This is a genomic window from Microbacterium cucumeris (genome assembly GCF_058349845.2).
The window spans coordinates 24,713-39,144 of the sequence record NZ_JBYRIZ020000007.1 but is presented as its reverse complement, the minus strand read 5'-3'; the positions used below and the strand labels follow the sequence as shown (position 1 = coordinate 39,144).

The 14,432-nt window shown below is 68.8% G+C and carries 12 protein-coding genes; 3 read left to right on the top strand and 9 right to left on the bottom strand.

The window, feature by feature from the left end; translation table 11 throughout:
• Positions 1 to 5 precede the first annotated feature (5 nt).
• The 8 genes from AC3RXZ_RS16560 to AC3RXZ_RS16525 all read right to left on the bottom strand — a co-directional run bounded on the left by AC3RXZ_RS16560 (position 6) and on the right by AC3RXZ_RS16525 (position 8,063).
• Entirely contained in the window at positions 6 to 422 is a 417-nt protein-coding gene (locus AC3RXZ_RS16560; protein WP_243228359.1) for a Fur family transcriptional regulator, read from the bottom strand.
• A gap of 24 nt (positions 423 to 446) precedes the next feature.
• Positions 447 to 1,310 (bottom strand): metal ABC transporter permease, encoded by an 864-nt coding sequence (locus tag AC3RXZ_RS16555; RefSeq protein WP_243229189.1) that lies wholly within the window; start codon positions 1,308 to 1,310, stop codon positions 447 to 449.
• Positions 1,311 to 1,318: 8 nt separating this feature from the next.
• Positions 1,319 to 2,164, bottom strand: a complete 846-nt coding sequence (locus AC3RXZ_RS16550) for a metal ABC transporter ATP-binding protein (protein WP_491494743.1) — start codon at positions 2,162 to 2,164, stop codon at positions 1,319 to 1,321.
• Positions 2,161 to 3,147, bottom strand: coding sequence for a metal ABC transporter solute-binding protein, Zn/Mn family (locus tag AC3RXZ_RS16545; protein WP_491494742.1), 987 nt, complete (start codon positions 3,145 to 3,147; stop codon positions 2,161 to 2,163). The genes AC3RXZ_RS16550 and AC3RXZ_RS16545 overlap by 4 nt, the downstream gene beginning before the upstream one ends.
• A gap of 102 nt (positions 3,148 to 3,249) precedes the next feature.
• Complete coding sequence (locus tag AC3RXZ_RS16540) at positions 3,250 to 4,929, bottom strand: glycoside hydrolase family 13 protein (protein WP_491494741.1); 1,680 nt, start codon at positions 4,927 to 4,929, stop codon at positions 3,250 to 3,252.
• 43 nt (positions 4,930 to 4,972) lie between these two features.
• A complete protein-coding gene (locus AC3RXZ_RS16535; RefSeq protein WP_491494740.1) occupies positions 4,973 to 5,851 on the bottom strand; it encodes a carbohydrate ABC transporter permease in 879 nt (292 codons plus the stop codon).
• The gene (locus AC3RXZ_RS16530) at positions 5,851 to 6,762 is read right to left on the bottom strand and encodes a carbohydrate ABC transporter permease (protein WP_243228364.1); all 912 of its coding nucleotides are present in this window, start codon (positions 6,760 to 6,762) and stop codon (positions 5,851 to 5,853) included. Before AC3RXZ_RS16530 ends, AC3RXZ_RS16535 begins: the two co-directional genes overlap by 1 nt.
• A complete protein-coding gene (locus tag AC3RXZ_RS16525; protein ID WP_491494739.1) occupies positions 6,759 to 8,063 on the bottom strand; it encodes an ABC transporter substrate-binding protein in 1,305 nt (434 codons plus the stop codon). The genes AC3RXZ_RS16530 and AC3RXZ_RS16525 overlap by 4 nt, the downstream gene beginning before the upstream one ends.
• Before the next feature lie 109 nt (positions 8,064 to 8,172).
• Here AC3RXZ_RS16525 and AC3RXZ_RS16520 point away from each other — a divergent pair, with 109 nt between their 5' ends.
• From AC3RXZ_RS16520 to AC3RXZ_RS16510, 3 genes are all read left to right on the top strand, one after another.
• Positions 8,173 to 9,396, top strand: coding sequence for an ROK family protein (locus AC3RXZ_RS16520; RefSeq protein WP_491494738.1), 1,224 nt, complete (start codon positions 8,173 to 8,175; stop codon positions 9,394 to 9,396).
• A gap of 125 nt (positions 9,397 to 9,521) precedes the next feature.
• On the top strand, positions 9,522 to 12,455 hold the full coding sequence (locus AC3RXZ_RS16515; RefSeq protein WP_491494737.1) for a glycosyl hydrolase: 2,934 nt from the start codon (positions 9,522 to 9,524) through the stop codon (positions 12,453 to 12,455).
• A gap of 45 nt (positions 12,456 to 12,500) precedes the next feature.
• Positions 12,501 to 13,019, top strand: a complete 519-nt coding sequence (locus AC3RXZ_RS16510; RefSeq protein WP_491494736.1) for a MarR family winged helix-turn-helix transcriptional regulator — start codon at positions 12,501 to 12,503, stop codon at positions 13,017 to 13,019.
• 49 nt (positions 13,020 to 13,068) lie between these two features.
• Here the strand turns inward: AC3RXZ_RS16510 and AC3RXZ_RS16505 are convergent, their stop codons facing one another.
• Entirely contained in the window at positions 13,069 to 14,409 is a 1,341-nt protein-coding gene (locus AC3RXZ_RS16505) for a dihydrolipoamide acetyltransferase family protein (RefSeq protein ID WP_491494735.1), read from the bottom strand.
• Positions 14,410 to 14,432 lie beyond the last annotated feature (23 nt).

The following is a 14,432-nucleotide window of genomic DNA, read 5'->3' as shown; positions in this document are numbered from 1 at the left end:
CGTGTTCACGCGGATGCCGACTCCTGCGCCTGCTTCCTCTTCGCGCACGGGGTGCACAGACCGAAGATGTCCACGACGTGGGCGGCCTCGGTGAAGCCGTGCAGCGCTGCGGTGCGATGGGCCCAGGCTTCGACGTCCTTGGCCTCGATCTCGACCGTGAGACCGCACGAGCGGCAGATCAGGTGGTGGTGGTGGCCCTGCGTCGAACAGGCGCGGTAGAGCGCTTCGCCTTCGGGGCTCTGCAGCGAGTCGGCATCCCCGGACGCCGCCAGACCTGCGAGGGCACGGTAGACCGTCGCCAAACCGATACCGGTGTTCTCATCCCGGAGGGTGGCGTGCAGGGACTGGGCGCTGACGAACCCGCGCGCATCGGCGAGGGCATCGCGCACGCGCTCGCGCTGCCATGTGTTGCGCTGAGCCATACCGACGATTGTAGGCGGCGGGCCTTATCCCCGGCTGGGAGCGGCCGTCCGGCGCACGCGGCCGCGCCGGTGCTGCACGATCCAGCACACCACGTAGATGAGGAACGAGATCGTCGTGATGTACGGGCTCACCGGCAGCGTGCCCGCGAGGGCGAGCAGGATGCCGCCGACGGCCGAGACGAAGCCGAACAGCGCGGCGAGCAGCGGCACCACCAGCGGCCCGGCGGCCACGCGCATCGCGGCCGCGGCCGGGGTCACGAGCAGCGCCATGACGAGCAGCGCGCCGATGATGTGCACGGCGACGGCGACGATCAGGCCCAGCAGGACCATGAACGCCAGGCTGATGGCCCGGGTCGGGATGCCACGGGCGGACGCCGCGACGGGATCGAGCGAGTCGAAGCGCAGCGGGTTCCACATCAGCAGCAGGCCAAGGAGCACGACGAGGCTGATGCCGATGAGCCACCCGAGGTCGGGGTTGGACACCGAGACGATCTGACCCGTCAGCAGGCTGAAGCGATTCGCGCTGCGTCCGTCGTAGAGCGAGAGGAACAGGATGCCGAGGCCGAGGCCGAACGGCATGAGCACGCCGACGATCGAGTTCCGGTCGCGCGCACGGGATCCGAGCAGGCCGATGAGGATGGCGGCGACCAGTGCTCCGCCGATCGAGCCGAACACCACGCTGCCCCCGAACAGCAGGGCGGCCGCGGCGCCGGCGAAGGACAGCTCGCTGATGCCGTGCACGGCGAACGCGAGGTCCCGCTGCATGACGAACACCCCGACGAGGCCGCCGACCAGGCCCAGGACCGCTCCGGCGATGATCGAGTTCGACAGCAGGGCGACGAGCGCTCCGTAGTCCTGGAAGGAGAAGACGTCGCCCCACTCGACCATCGGGACGCTCACGCGGCGCCCTCCTCGCGGTGATCATGGTCGTGGTGGGGCTCGGCATCCGGGATCCCGACGACGACCAGCCGATCGCCGGCGCGCAGCACGAAGACGGGCGTGCCGTACAGGTCCGTGAGCACGCGGCTCTGCAGTACCTCGTCCGGGGTGCCGAGGACGAAGCGCCCGCCCGCGATGTACAGGATCCGGTCGACGCGGCCGAGGATCGGGTTGATGTCGTGCGTGACGAACAGCACCGCTGCGCCGCGGTCGCGACGCTGTCGCTCGATGATCTCGGTCACGGCGCGCTGATTCGCGAGGTCCAGCGCCGACAGCGGCTCGTCGCACAGCAGCAGATCGGGATGGTCCGCGAGGGCCTGGCCGACCCGCAGCCGCTGCTGTTCGCCGCCGGAGAGCAGCCCGACACGGCGGTCGGCGAACTCCTCCGCATCGACGGCCGCGAGCAGTTCCTCGACGCGCTCCCGGTCGCCACGACGCGGCACGGGGAATCCGAACCGGGTGCCGTGCACCCCGAGCGCGACGACGTCCCTGGCGCGCATGCTCGTATCCGGGGCGAACGGACGCTGCTGCGGGATGTAGCCGATGCGCGGGTTGCCGCGCTGCACCGATTCGCCGGCGACGCGGATGCTTCCGCCCGAGAGGTCCTGGAGCCCGAGGATGGCTCGCAGCAACGTGGTCTTGCCGGATCCGGAAGGGCCGAGGACGGCGATGAACTCCCCGGGACGCACGTCGAGGTCCAGTCCCGCCCACAGCTCGCGATCACCGCGCCGGATGGCGGCGTCGCGGATCGTCAGGATGGGGGCGGCGTCGTGCTGCGCGGGTTCGACGCCGGCCGCGCTCACGATGCGAGCGCGTCGGCGAGGTTCTGGATCGCGTCGGCCATCCACTCAGAGTACGACGATCCGTCCTCGAGCAGCTCCGTGAAGGCGACGACGGGGACGCCGGCCGCCTCCGCGGTCTCCTCGACGCGTGTGGTCTCGGCCCCGCCGGTCTGCGCGTTCGTGAGCACGACGGCCGCATCCCCGGCCTCGATGACCTCGATCGCGGCGAGCAGCGTGGCCGGTGCCACATCGCTGCCCTCCTCGACGGCCTCCGCGAAGCCCTCGGGCGTGACGTCGGTGAGACCGGCGGCCTCGGCGAGGTAGCCGGGCAGCGGCTCGGTGATGAACACGCCCGTCCCCGCGTACTGCGCGTTCAGGTCCGCCAGGTCGGCCTCGTAGCCCTCCAGATCCGCGATGATGTCCTCGGCTGCGGCGGTGAAGTCGGCCTCGCCGTCCGGGTCGAGCGCGCTCAGCTCCGCGGCGATGTCCTCGACGACGTGGATCATCGTGTGCGGGTCGAACCAGACGTGTTCGTTGAAGCCCTCGATGTGGTCGTGGCCCTCGTGGTCGTCACCCTCTTCGGCGTGATCGTGCTCCTCCTCGTGGGCGTGCTCCTCGGCCTCCTCGTCGTGACCCTCGTTCCCGGGGTAGTCGTGCGAGAACTCGACGGCCGTGACGGTCGCGGCGTCCGAGCCCTCGAGGAGGTCTTCGATGAACGAGTCGTATCCCCCGCCGTTCTCGATGACCAGGTCCGCGTCCTGGACCGTCAGACGATCGCGCGCCGACGCCTCGTAGGAGTGCGGGTCCTGCGATGCCGAGTCGATGATCGAGGTCACCGAGACACGATCGCCGCCGATCTGCTCGGCAAGGGATCCGTAGATGTTCGTGGTCGCGATGACGGTGATGCCGTCCGTCCCGCCGTCCGCGGCCGGAGTCGACGAGCATCCGGCCAGCGCGAGGGCGGATGCGGAGACGAGCACGAGGGCGGCAACGGGCTTCTTCATTCCTTCATCGTACGTTCCTGAGAATGATTCTCAAAATCGGACGACGGCGCGGCGGACGCCGGCAGAGGGCCGCCTCGCGAACGAGACGACCCCCTTCACGGCTCAGGACGACGGCGCGATCCAGACGGTGGTCTCGCCGGGGACGGATGCCGCGGCATCCGCACCACTGGTGAGCACGACCTCGCCCTCGACCGGATCCATGGCGAACGGTTCGGCGCCGAAATTCGTCACGACCTGCCAGCCGTTGGGGCGTGCAAACCGCAGCACGTCGTCGCGGCCGGTCTCGATCCACTTCAGGGACTCCCCGGCCTGCAGGCGGTGGCGCAGCGCGAGGGCCCGGCGGTAGAGGGACAGCGTCGACGCCGGATCGGACTCCTGGGCATCCACGGCGGAGTCGGCGAACCAGGACGGCTGCGGCAGGTGCGCCCCACCGGCGCCGAAGCCGAAGGAGGCGCCGTCCGCGGTCCAGGGCAGCGGCACGCGGCATCCGTCCCTCCCGAGCCCGTCGAACTCGCCCCCGCGGAAGAACGCGGGATCCTGACGCTGCTCCGGAGTGATCTCCGCCACCTCGTGCAGGCCCAGCTCCTCCCCCTGGTACAGGTAGGTGCTGCCGGGCAGGCCGAGCAGGAGCAGTGTCGCGGCGCGCGCCCGGCGCAGTCCGCCCTCGCGGTCGAGCTGCTCGGCGGGTCCGCCGGCCGCCACCCATTCGGCTCCCTGCTTCACGGCGCGGCCGTTCAGCGGAGCGAGGCCGTACCGCGTCGCGTGACGCGTGACGTCGTGGTTGGACAGCACCCAGGTCGTGGACGATCCCGTCACGAGCGCCTCGGCGAGGTTCGCCGTGATGATCCGGCGGAACTGCGCGGCGTCGAAGTCCGCGACGAGCAGATCGAAGTTGAACGCCTGCCCGAGCCCTTCCGCCGAGGCGTACTTCGCGCGGCGTTCGGGCGTCTCCACCCACGCCTCGGCCACGGCGGTGCGCGGCGGATCGTAGGAGTTGAAGACCTCGCGCCACTCGGCGTAGACCTCGTGCACGTCGTCGCGGTCGAAGAGCGGGTGGTTGCCGTCCCTGGGGATCGCCTCCAGTTCGACGCGGCTCGGCAGCGGATCGGCGAGATCCTTCGTCAGCATGTGGGCGACGTCGATCCGGAACCCGTCGACGCCGCGATCCGACCAGAAGCGCAGCGTCTTCACGAAGTCGGCCCGCACCTCGGGGTTGGCCCAGTTCAGATCCGGCTGCTCGACCGCGAAGTGGTGGAAGTACCACTGTCCGTCCTCGACCCGCTCCCACGCGCCTCCGCCGAACGTCGACTGCCAGTCCGTCGGGGGTTCGGAGCCGTCCGGCCCCGTGCCCTCGCGGAAGATGTACCGGTCGCGCGCCGCCGAGCCGCGGCCGGCGGCGAGCGCCTCCTGGAACCAGACGTGCAGGTTCGAGGTGTGGTTCGGCACGATGTCGACGACGACGCGGATGCCGCGTGCGTGCAGCGCCGCCACCATGGCGTCGAAGTCCTCGAGAGTGCCCAGTCGCGGATCGACGTCGCGGTAGTCGGCCACGTCGTACCCGCCGTCGGCGAGCGCCGACGGGTAGAACGGGCTCAGCCACACGGCGTCGATGCCGAGCTCGGCGAGATAGTCGACGCGTGACAGGATGCCGGGGATGTCGCCGAGTCCGTCGCCGTTCGCGTCCGCGAAGCTGCGGGGATAGATCTGGTAGACCACGGCCTGACGCCACCACGCAGGGGTCTGCTGGTCGTCGGGGGTGTCGATGACGAGCGCATCGGTCATGAGAGGGAGAACTCCTTCTGTCTTTCTTGCGGTTTCGGTGGGGTCAGCCCTTGACGGCGCCCTGCGTGACGCCCTCCATGACCCAGCGCTGCGTGAACAGGTAGGCCACGATCGCCGGCGCCATGGCCATGAGATACGAGGCGAACGAGACGTTGTAGTTGTTGCTGAACTGCGTCTGGAACAGGTTCTGCCGAACGGGCAGCGTCTGCAAGGCCGGATCCGAGATGATCAGCGACGGCATCATGAAGTCGTTCCAGGCGTAGAGGAAGGCGAAGATCCCGACCGTGGCGCTCATCGGCGCGAGCAGCGGGAAGATCAGCCGCCAGAACGTCTGCCACGTGGTCGCGCCGTCGATGCGTGCGCTTTCCTCGAGCTCCAGCGGGATCGAGCGCAGGAACGCCGTGAACAGCAGCACGCTGAAGCTGAGCTGGAACATCGTGGCCAGGATGACGACGCCCAGCGGGTTGTCGAGACCCACGCGCCCGGTCAGCTGGATCTGCGGCAGCGCCACGACAGGGAACGGGATGAACATGGCGGCGAGCAGGTAGAAGAACGAGTACCGGAACAGCCGGCGGTCCCAGTTGCGGACGATCGCGTAGGACGCGAAGGCGGCGAGGATGATCGTCGCGACCACCGTTCCCGCCGTGACGAGCAGAGAGATGGCCGCGCCGACGGGGAACTTCGTCAGGTTCCACGCCTCGACGAAGCCGTCGATCGAGAACGGCGCCGGCAGCGAGAAGGCGTTGCCGTCCACGGCCTGGCCGGTGGTCTTGAACGCCATCGAGATCGTGACGTACAGCGGCAGGAGCACGGTCACGGCGCACAACAGCAGGATGATCGTCCCCGACCAGTTCACGCGCTCCATGCGAATGCGGGGACGGCGTCCTTCAGGGGTCTGGGTGGTGATGGTCTGCGTCGACATCAGAACGCGTTCCTTCCGCGCGTCAGCGAGAGCTGGAGGAGGGAGATGAGCACGGCCACGATGAAGAAGATCGTCGCGTTGGCCATCTGGTAGGCGTAGTCGCCGCCGTTGAACCCCGCGATGATCGTCATCGCGATGCTGCGGGTGGAGGTTCCGGGGCCGCCGTTCGTGAGGCCGACGATGATGTCATAGGCGTTCAGGAAGCCCTTGAAACCGAGGATGACGTTGATCACGACGTAGCCCGCGACCAGCGGCACCGTGATGCGCATCAGCTGCTGCGTCCTGTTGGCCCCGTCGATCGCCGCGGCCTCGTACACCTCACCGGGCACCGAGAGGAGCCCCGCGATGTAGATCAGCAGCGTCCCGGGGATCGCCTGCCACGCCGTGACGATCACGATCGCGACCCATGCGAGATCCGGGTTCGCCAGCAGGCTGGTCTGGAGCGCCTCGATTCCCAGCGCAGAGCCGAGAGCGGGAAGCGAGTTCGAGAACAGGAAGTTGAAGACGTAGGCGATGATGATGCCCGAGATCACCATCGGGATGACGAAGATCGTCCGCAGCCCGGCCTTGAACCGCACCCGGGAGGTGAGGCCGACGGCCAGCAGGAACGCGAGCACGTTCACCACGATCACGGTGGCGATCGAGAATCCGAAGGTGAACAGGTAGCTCTGCAGGATGGCAGGGTCGCTGAACAGCGCGATGTAGTTCGTCAGGCCCGTGAAGCTCCACTCCCCGATGCCGATCGAGTCGGTGAAGCTGAAGAAGATCCCGATCACGCCGGGAACCGTGATGGCGAGCGTGAAGAGCACGAGGCTCGGCAGCAGGAACAGATAATAGATCGGCTCGACACGGCGCGACGTGCGTCGCACCTTGGTGTCGCCTCGAGTGACGATGGTCGTCGTCGTGCTCATCCCTGGGACTCCTTCGTCTCGGTCGAGGGGGCCGGCGCTCGGAAGGCGAGGCGCGCCCAGTCCGCATCCATGGTGGCGAGGGTCGTCCGAGGGTCGGCCCCGAGCACCATGGCCTGCGCGTAGTTGAAGACCGGAATGGTCTTCGGGACCAGCACCGAGGGTCCCTGGTAGATCCGGCCCTCGTCGTAGTACGGGATCATCCCGGCGATGCGGGGATCGTCCGGGGCCGCGGCATCCTTCGTGGGCGTGAAGCCCAGCTGGGACGCGTTGTACGCCTCGATGTTCTCGGGCAGGTACAGGAACTCGAGGAAGTCGCGTGCCGCCTCCTGGTGACGCGAGCCCTCAGGGATCATGGCGGCGAGATCCATGTTGACCCGAACCGCGAGGTCCTCCGGGTCGTCCGTCATCGGCAGCGGGAACGTGCCGAGGTCGAGGTCCGGCGCGGTCTTCGCGATCTCGCTGAACGCCCACGGCCCCTGCAGGTACATGGCCGCCTCGCCGTTGGCGAAGGCGAGGTTGCCGTCGCCGTAGCCGCGGCTGGGCGCATCCTCGTTGACGTAGGACTCCGTGAGCTGCAGCATCCGGTCCATGGGGTCGGCGAAGTCCTTCTGGAACGAGACCTCGGAATCGGGTCCGACGTCGGCGCCCTCGGCGGCCAGGTCGTCGAAGAACTCGATCACGTCGAGCGAGCCGCCGACCGCGTAGTCGTACCAGCCCTGGCCCACCGTCCAGTCGTCCTTGAAGGTGGCGTAGAACGGGGTGACGCCGGCGGCCTGCAGCTCATCGCACACGGCGAGCAGCTCGGTCCAGGTCCGGGGGACCTCGAGATCGTGCGCGGCGAAGATCTCCTCGTTGTAGATCACGGATGCCGCCATGACCGAGTACGGCAGGGCACTGACCCGGCCCTCGCACGATCCGTACTGGTCCATCAGCGGCTGCAGGTCGTCCCGCGTGCTCGCCGCCGCGTCCGTGCCGGACAGGTCGGTGAGCGCACAGCGCTGCACGAAGCGCGCGACCTCGTAGTTGTAATTGGCGAGCATGATGTCCGGCGGATTGCCGCGGACGAAGCTCGCCGAGACGACGTCCACGCCGGAGGTGTCGATCTCGACCCGCACGTCGTCCTGCGACGCGTTGTACTGCGCGACGAGGTCGGTCATGAACGCGATCGCCTCGCGCTTGCTGAACGTGAAGCGGATCGTCTCGCGACCGTCGGCCGAGCAGCCCGCGAGCGCTGTGCCGACGAGCACGAGGGCGGCCGCAGCCGCCGCCCCTCGTATCGCGGATGTGGATTTCGCAGACACCGTCGTCCTTCCGTCGATCCTCCACGTAGATACGCAGAGTAAATCTAGTGAGCGAATTTACTTGACTGGACGGTACTGTCTCATTGAACGACCGGGGAGGTCAAGAGCTGTGACGGAAGTCTCTGCGGATCTCGGCACGGGACGCGCGAGCGTCGGCGCCGTGCTCGACTTCGCGTGGACGGCGAACGAGTTCACCGCCACCGACGCCATGGCGGCGACCTCGCTGACGCGGTCGACCACGATCGACGCCATCGATACGCTCGTCAGCGCCGATGTCCTGCGCGAGCTGCCCAACGCCCGCGCCGCCGGCAGCTATCGGGCGGGCCGTCCGGCCAGGCGCTTCGCGCTCTCGTCCGAGCTCGGCGTCGTCATCGGAGTGGATGCCGGGGACACCCATCTCGCGGTCACCGTCGCAGACCCGCTGGACCGCACGCTCGTGCACCACCGCACGGATCTCGATCCCGGCCACTCCCCCGACGAGCGTCGCGACACCATCCTCGAGCAGCTGCGTCTCCGCCTGGAGGAAGCGGGGTCGTCGCGCGATGCCGTCCTCGCGATTTGCATCGGCGTCGCCGCGCCGGTGAATCGCGACGGCATCTCACCGCCGCATCCGGACGGGTTCTGGGAACGGACGAACCCGGGCCTCGCTGCGGCACTGGCGGACTGGGCGCCGATCGTCGACGTCAAGAACGACGCCCTGCTCGCCGCGGTCGCAGAGGCATCCGATCCCCGCGGAGCCGCGATCGGATGCCGGGACTATGTCGCCCTGCTCGCGGGAGAGCGCTTCGGCGGCGGCGTCGTGGTGGACGGGCACGTGCTGCACGGCGCTCACGGCGGCGTCGGCGAGGGCGTCGTGTTCGATCACATCGTCGGCGTGGGTTCGGCCTTCGGGCTGGGCCCCGCCCTGCAGGACCAGGCCCGCCGAGCGCTGGACGACGGCGAGATCGCCGCTGACGGTCCCGTCGGGGAACTCGCCGCCTCGGACCGGGTCGACACCCGCGCGCTGCTCGGGCTCGCGGCATCCGGTGACGCAGACGCCGTTCTCGTCACGGGCGGTGTCGCCGAGACGCTCGCGCGTGTCGTCGGAGTCCTCGGCAGCATGTACGACCCGGCGAAGGTCATCGTGTGCGGAGCGGTGGCGGAGAGCGTGGAGCCCGTGCTCACCGCCGCCCGCGGCATCCTGCCCGAACAACTGCACCTCCCGGCGCCGGAGCTGCTCGCCTCGGCGCTCGGCGCCGAGGTCGTGTCCCTCGGCGCCGTCGCCACCGCACGCCGCGCGGCGCGCGAGCGAGCCGTCCCGCAGCTCGCCGAGCGCCGCCTCGCGGGGCGCTGAGGTCACCCGAGGCCGACATCTCCGCAACGTGGATTTAGTGTCCTTTGCAAACCACTTGGTATGCTGGGCAAAGCACTTGAGGTGCGCGATCACAAGAACGCCGCCGTCCGTTCGAAGGAGAACCCATGTCACGTCTCGATGACCACCGCGCCCGCCTGAAGAGCCCGCCCATCGAGTACCGTCCGGAGCTGCGGTGGTGGCTGGCCGAAGGTCTCCACACCGATCTCACGCTGCGCACGGAGGTGGAGACGGCCCATCTGCTCGGGTTCGGCGGGATGGAGTTCCTGGCGATGGACGAGCAGGCCATCGACCACGGCCGATACGGCTGGGGTTCCGAGGAATGGGTGCACGACTCGGGGATCGTCGTGGAGGAGACCACCGCACGCGGGATGTCGGTGAGCTTCACGTCCGGCACGAACTGGTCCAACGCGAACCTCCCCACCATCGACGCCGATCACCCGGCGGCCGCGCGAGAGCTCGACTACGTCACGGTCGACGTCTCGGCCGGCAATACCTTCTCGGGGGTCCTGCCGGAGATCGATCTGGTTGCGGACCGCGGCACGAGCGACGTCCCCGGGCACCGCATCGCACCGAAGACGCAGACCTTCGAGGCCGTCGTCGCGGCCGCGCTCGTCGACGAGGGCACGCTGGACTCGTCATCGGTGATCGACCTCACAGAGCGGGTGCGCGACCGGCATCTCGAGTGGGCGCCGGGAGATGACCGCCCGTGGCGCCTCTTCGTGTTCTGGAGTCACGGGACCGGACAGACCGCCAACCCTTCGGCGACGGTCAACTACACCGTGAACTACCTCGACCGAGACGGCGTCGACGCCGTGATCGAGTACTGGGACTCGACCGTGCTCACCCCTGAGCTCCGCGCGCAGATCGCCAGGAATCCCCGCGCCCAGATGTACATGGACTCGCTCGAGCTGTCCACGTGGGGCGCGGGAGGGATGTTCTGGGGCCGGACCGTCGCGCAGGAGTTCCAGCGTCGACGCGGCTACGACATCACGCCCTGGTTGCCGTTCCTCGTCCGTCAGATCCGGATGATGGCCGTCGCCACGACCTACACCTACGACGGCGCCGGCGACCAGCAGGCGATGGTCGAGAAGGTCCGTCACGACTACGTGCAGACGCTCACTGACCTCTACATCGAGAACATGCTGCAGCCGTTCGCGGCGTTCCTGCATGCCAACGGCATCACCCTGCGTTCCGAGATCAGCTACGGGCTGCCGTTCGAGCTGACCCGTCCGGGCCCCGCCGTCGACGGCATCGAGACGGAGTCGCTGGAGTTCGCATCGCAGATCGACGCGTACCGGCTGCTGGCGGGTGCGGCGCATCTGTTCGGGAAGCAGTACTCCTCCGAGACGGGTGCGACCACCAGCAACCACATGCTCGATCACCGCTTCTACGACCAGATCATCCGCACGCAGCTCGCCGCCGGTGTCACCAAGACCGTCCTGCACGGCTGGGCCAGCGTCGCCGGAGCGGAGGGCGCAACGCACTGGCCGGGACACGAAGGCATGTGGTCGATGTTCTCGGAGCGGTTCGACGTGCGACAGCCGGCCGCGGAGTTCTACCCGCTGTGGAACGACGCCATCGGGCGTTACCAGTACCTGCTCCGGCAGGGGCGTCCGCGCATCGACGTCGGCATCCTCCGGACCGACCACTTCGTCGACAACATGTCGGGCATGGCCATGATCGATGAGAACGGCAGGAGAGTGTCCGACGAGCACGCCTACGGGAACTGGTGGATGCGCAACCGCGAGAACCACTGGTGGCAGGACCTCGGGATGCAGGATGCCGGCTGGTCCTACGAGTTCTTCGACGCGTCACTGCTCCTGCATCCCGAGGTCTCGTTCGCCGACGGGATGGTGCAGCCCGACGGCCCCGGTTATCAGGCGCTCATCGTCTACCAGGAGACACTGGACCCCGACGCCGCGGCGCTCCTGCTGGACTGGGCGAGGAACGGGCTGCGGATCCTCATCGTCAACGGCGCCCGCGAGCTGAAGATGCTGGCGTTCAAGCAGTACACCACGCATGCTGCGGCGGCCTCCCGCACCCCCGGCCTGGACGGACGCGACAGTGAGCTCGCCGAGACGCTCACCGCCCTCCGGTCGCTGCCGACCGTGGCCGAGGTCGACGATCCCGCCCAGACCGTCCAGGCTCTGCGCCGACTCGGGGTCACGGGCCGGGCGGAGTTCGCCTCCGAGAACCGGAGCGTTCTGACCTACCTTCGCGAAGACGGTGATCTCCTGCATCTCTTCGCCTATCACTTCCTCTACGAGACCGGGGCAGAGTCCACCGTCGACATCGTCATCCCCGGGTCGGCAGCGCCCTACCGGATCGACCCGAACACCGGCGAGATGACGCCCCACCGCGGCGTGCGGACCGCGAACGAGAACACCGTCATGACCGTGACACTCGCTCCCGGTGAGTCGGCGCTGTTCACGATCGACCGGTCCGCCTCCGCCGTCGCGTCCGCCCCCGAGCAGGCCAGCACCCTCACAGAGATCGACCGCTGGGACATCGCCGTGGAGAGCTGGGACGCCGGCGAGAACGAGCTCATCGTCGAGGACAGGGGCCTCGGATACGAGACCCGCGAAGTCAAACCGACCACCGCGGTCACGCGCATCGAGACCCCGGACACCGAGCTGCGCCCCTGGAAGGACCTGACACGCGTCGGTCCCGACGTCTCGGGAGTCGGCGAGTACCGGGCCGTGTTCGAGCTCCGGGAGAGGCCCGAAGGACGGGTCGTGCTCGACCTGGGCTCGACATCCGGGGGGCTCGGTTCGGTCAGCGTGAACAGCTCAGCGCCACTCGGGTTCGACACTTCCCGCCCGGTCGTCGACATCACCGCTCATGTGCACGTCGGCCGGAACGAGATCACCGTGCGCGTGGCGAGCTCGCTGAACAACCGGCTCCTGGCGCGCGGCTACTACGACCAGATCCCCGACATCCTGGCCACTCTGGCGGGCGGCGGAAGCCCGGCCACCCTGCAGACCACGGTTCGCGACTACGGACTTCAGGGCCCCGTCACCGTCCAGAACTGGCGGTGAAACGGGACGGTGACGGCTGAGACAATCGGATCGGAGGACACGGCCATGACATCGCACAGCACCACACCGGACATCTCTCCCGTCTTCGACCAGGATCCTCTCGACATCCGACTCGCGATCGCGTCGATCATCCACTGGGCCGACGGTCGCGAGGTGCGCGAAGCCATGATGCGCTACGTCCGCTTCCCCACCGACGACATCCCCATGTTCCTCGTCGTCAACCAGCTCGCCTATCGAGGCGCGCTCCGCCCCACCGATCTCGCATCGACGCTCGGCACGGGCAAGGCCAACATGAGCAAGATCGTCCGCCGGCTCGAAGAGGCCGGACTCGTCACCCGCGTCGCCTCGGAGACCGACGAACGCAGCATCCTCGTCGCCCTGACCCCCGCGGGACGCGAGATCGGACACCGCATCGTGGAAGGGTCCGAGGCGCACTACCGCTCCGTCATCGAGGGCTGGAACGACGAGGACATCGCGGAGCTTCAGCGCCTGCTCGCCCGCTTCGCACGCGGCGCCATGCTCGAACTCGCGCGCAGATCACCCGCCCTCGCGCTCCCGCGCTGATGCACGTGGTGCGCCTGGTCCGGCGCGGATCGTCGTCACCCCGCGCGCATCAGTCGACGAGCAGCGCGGGCTCCTCGAGAATGGCGGCGACGTCGGCGACGAAGCGGCTCATGCTGTCTCCGTCGATGACGCGATGGTCGAAGGACCCGGCGACCGTCGTCACGTAGCGAGGGCGCACCTCGCCGTCCACGACCCACGGCTTCTGGCTGATGGTGCCCATCGCCACGATGCCGGCCTCGCCCGGATTGATGATCGGCGTACCGGCATCCATCCCGAACACGCCGATGTTCGTGATCGTGATCGTGCCGCCCTGCTGGTCGGCCGGAGGCGTCTTGCCCTCGCGAGCCGTGAGCGTGAGGCGGTTCAGGGCGCGGGCGAGGTCCTTCATGCTGAGGTCCTGCGCGTCCTTGATGTTCGGCACGAGCAGGCCGCGCGGTGTCGCGGCGGCGATGCCGAGGTTCACGTAGTGGCGCACCCGGATCTCGGCGCCGTTCTCGGTCTCGACCCACGCCGCGTTGACCATCGGGTTGCGGCGCACCGCCCAGATGACGGCGCGGGCGACGATCAGCAGCGGTGACACCCGGATGTCGGCGTAGTCCGGCGAGGCCTTGAGCCGCTTGACGAGCTCCATCGTGCGGGTGGCGTCCACGTCCTTCCACACGGTCACGTGCGGGGCGGTGTAGGCGCTCTGCACCATCGCGTTCGCGCTGGCCTTACGGACGCCCTTCACGGGGATCGCCTCGCTGCGCGCCTCGGCCTGGGCCGGATCGGATGCCGGGGCGACGCCGCGCGCGACGCCGACCGGGGCCTGCTGCGGTGCCGGCACCGTCTCCTCGCGCACCTCGCCCCACTCCGGCGTCTGGATGTTGCGGAACACGCTGGCCTGCGACGCGTGCTTCACGACGTCATCACGGGTCACCTCGCCGTCCGCACCGGTCGGCGTGACCGAGGCGAGGTCCACGCCGAGGTCCCGCGCCAGCTTGCGGATCGGCGGCTTCGCGATCACGCCCACCGAGGAGCGCACCGGGCGCTGCGCCGGCCGCTTGCGGCGCGAGGTCGCCCCGCTGCCGCTGCCGTAGCCGACGAGAACCGAACCGCCGCCCTCTTCGGGGGCGGTTGCGGCCGCCTCGGCCGGAGCCGCCGCCTGATCCGCCGACACGAAGGTGATGATGGGCGTACCGACCTCGACCGTCGTCCCCTCCGCGACGAGCAGCTCGCCGACCGTGCCGGCGTGCGGCGACGGAAGCTCCACGAGCGACTTGGCGGTCTCGATCTCGCAGATGACGTCGTTGATCGCGACCTCGTCGCCCGGGGCGACCTTCCAGGTGACGATCTCGGCCTCGGTGAGACCCTCGCCGACATCGGGGAGCGTGAAGTTCTGCGTGCTCATGGGTGGATTCCCTTCAGAACGGG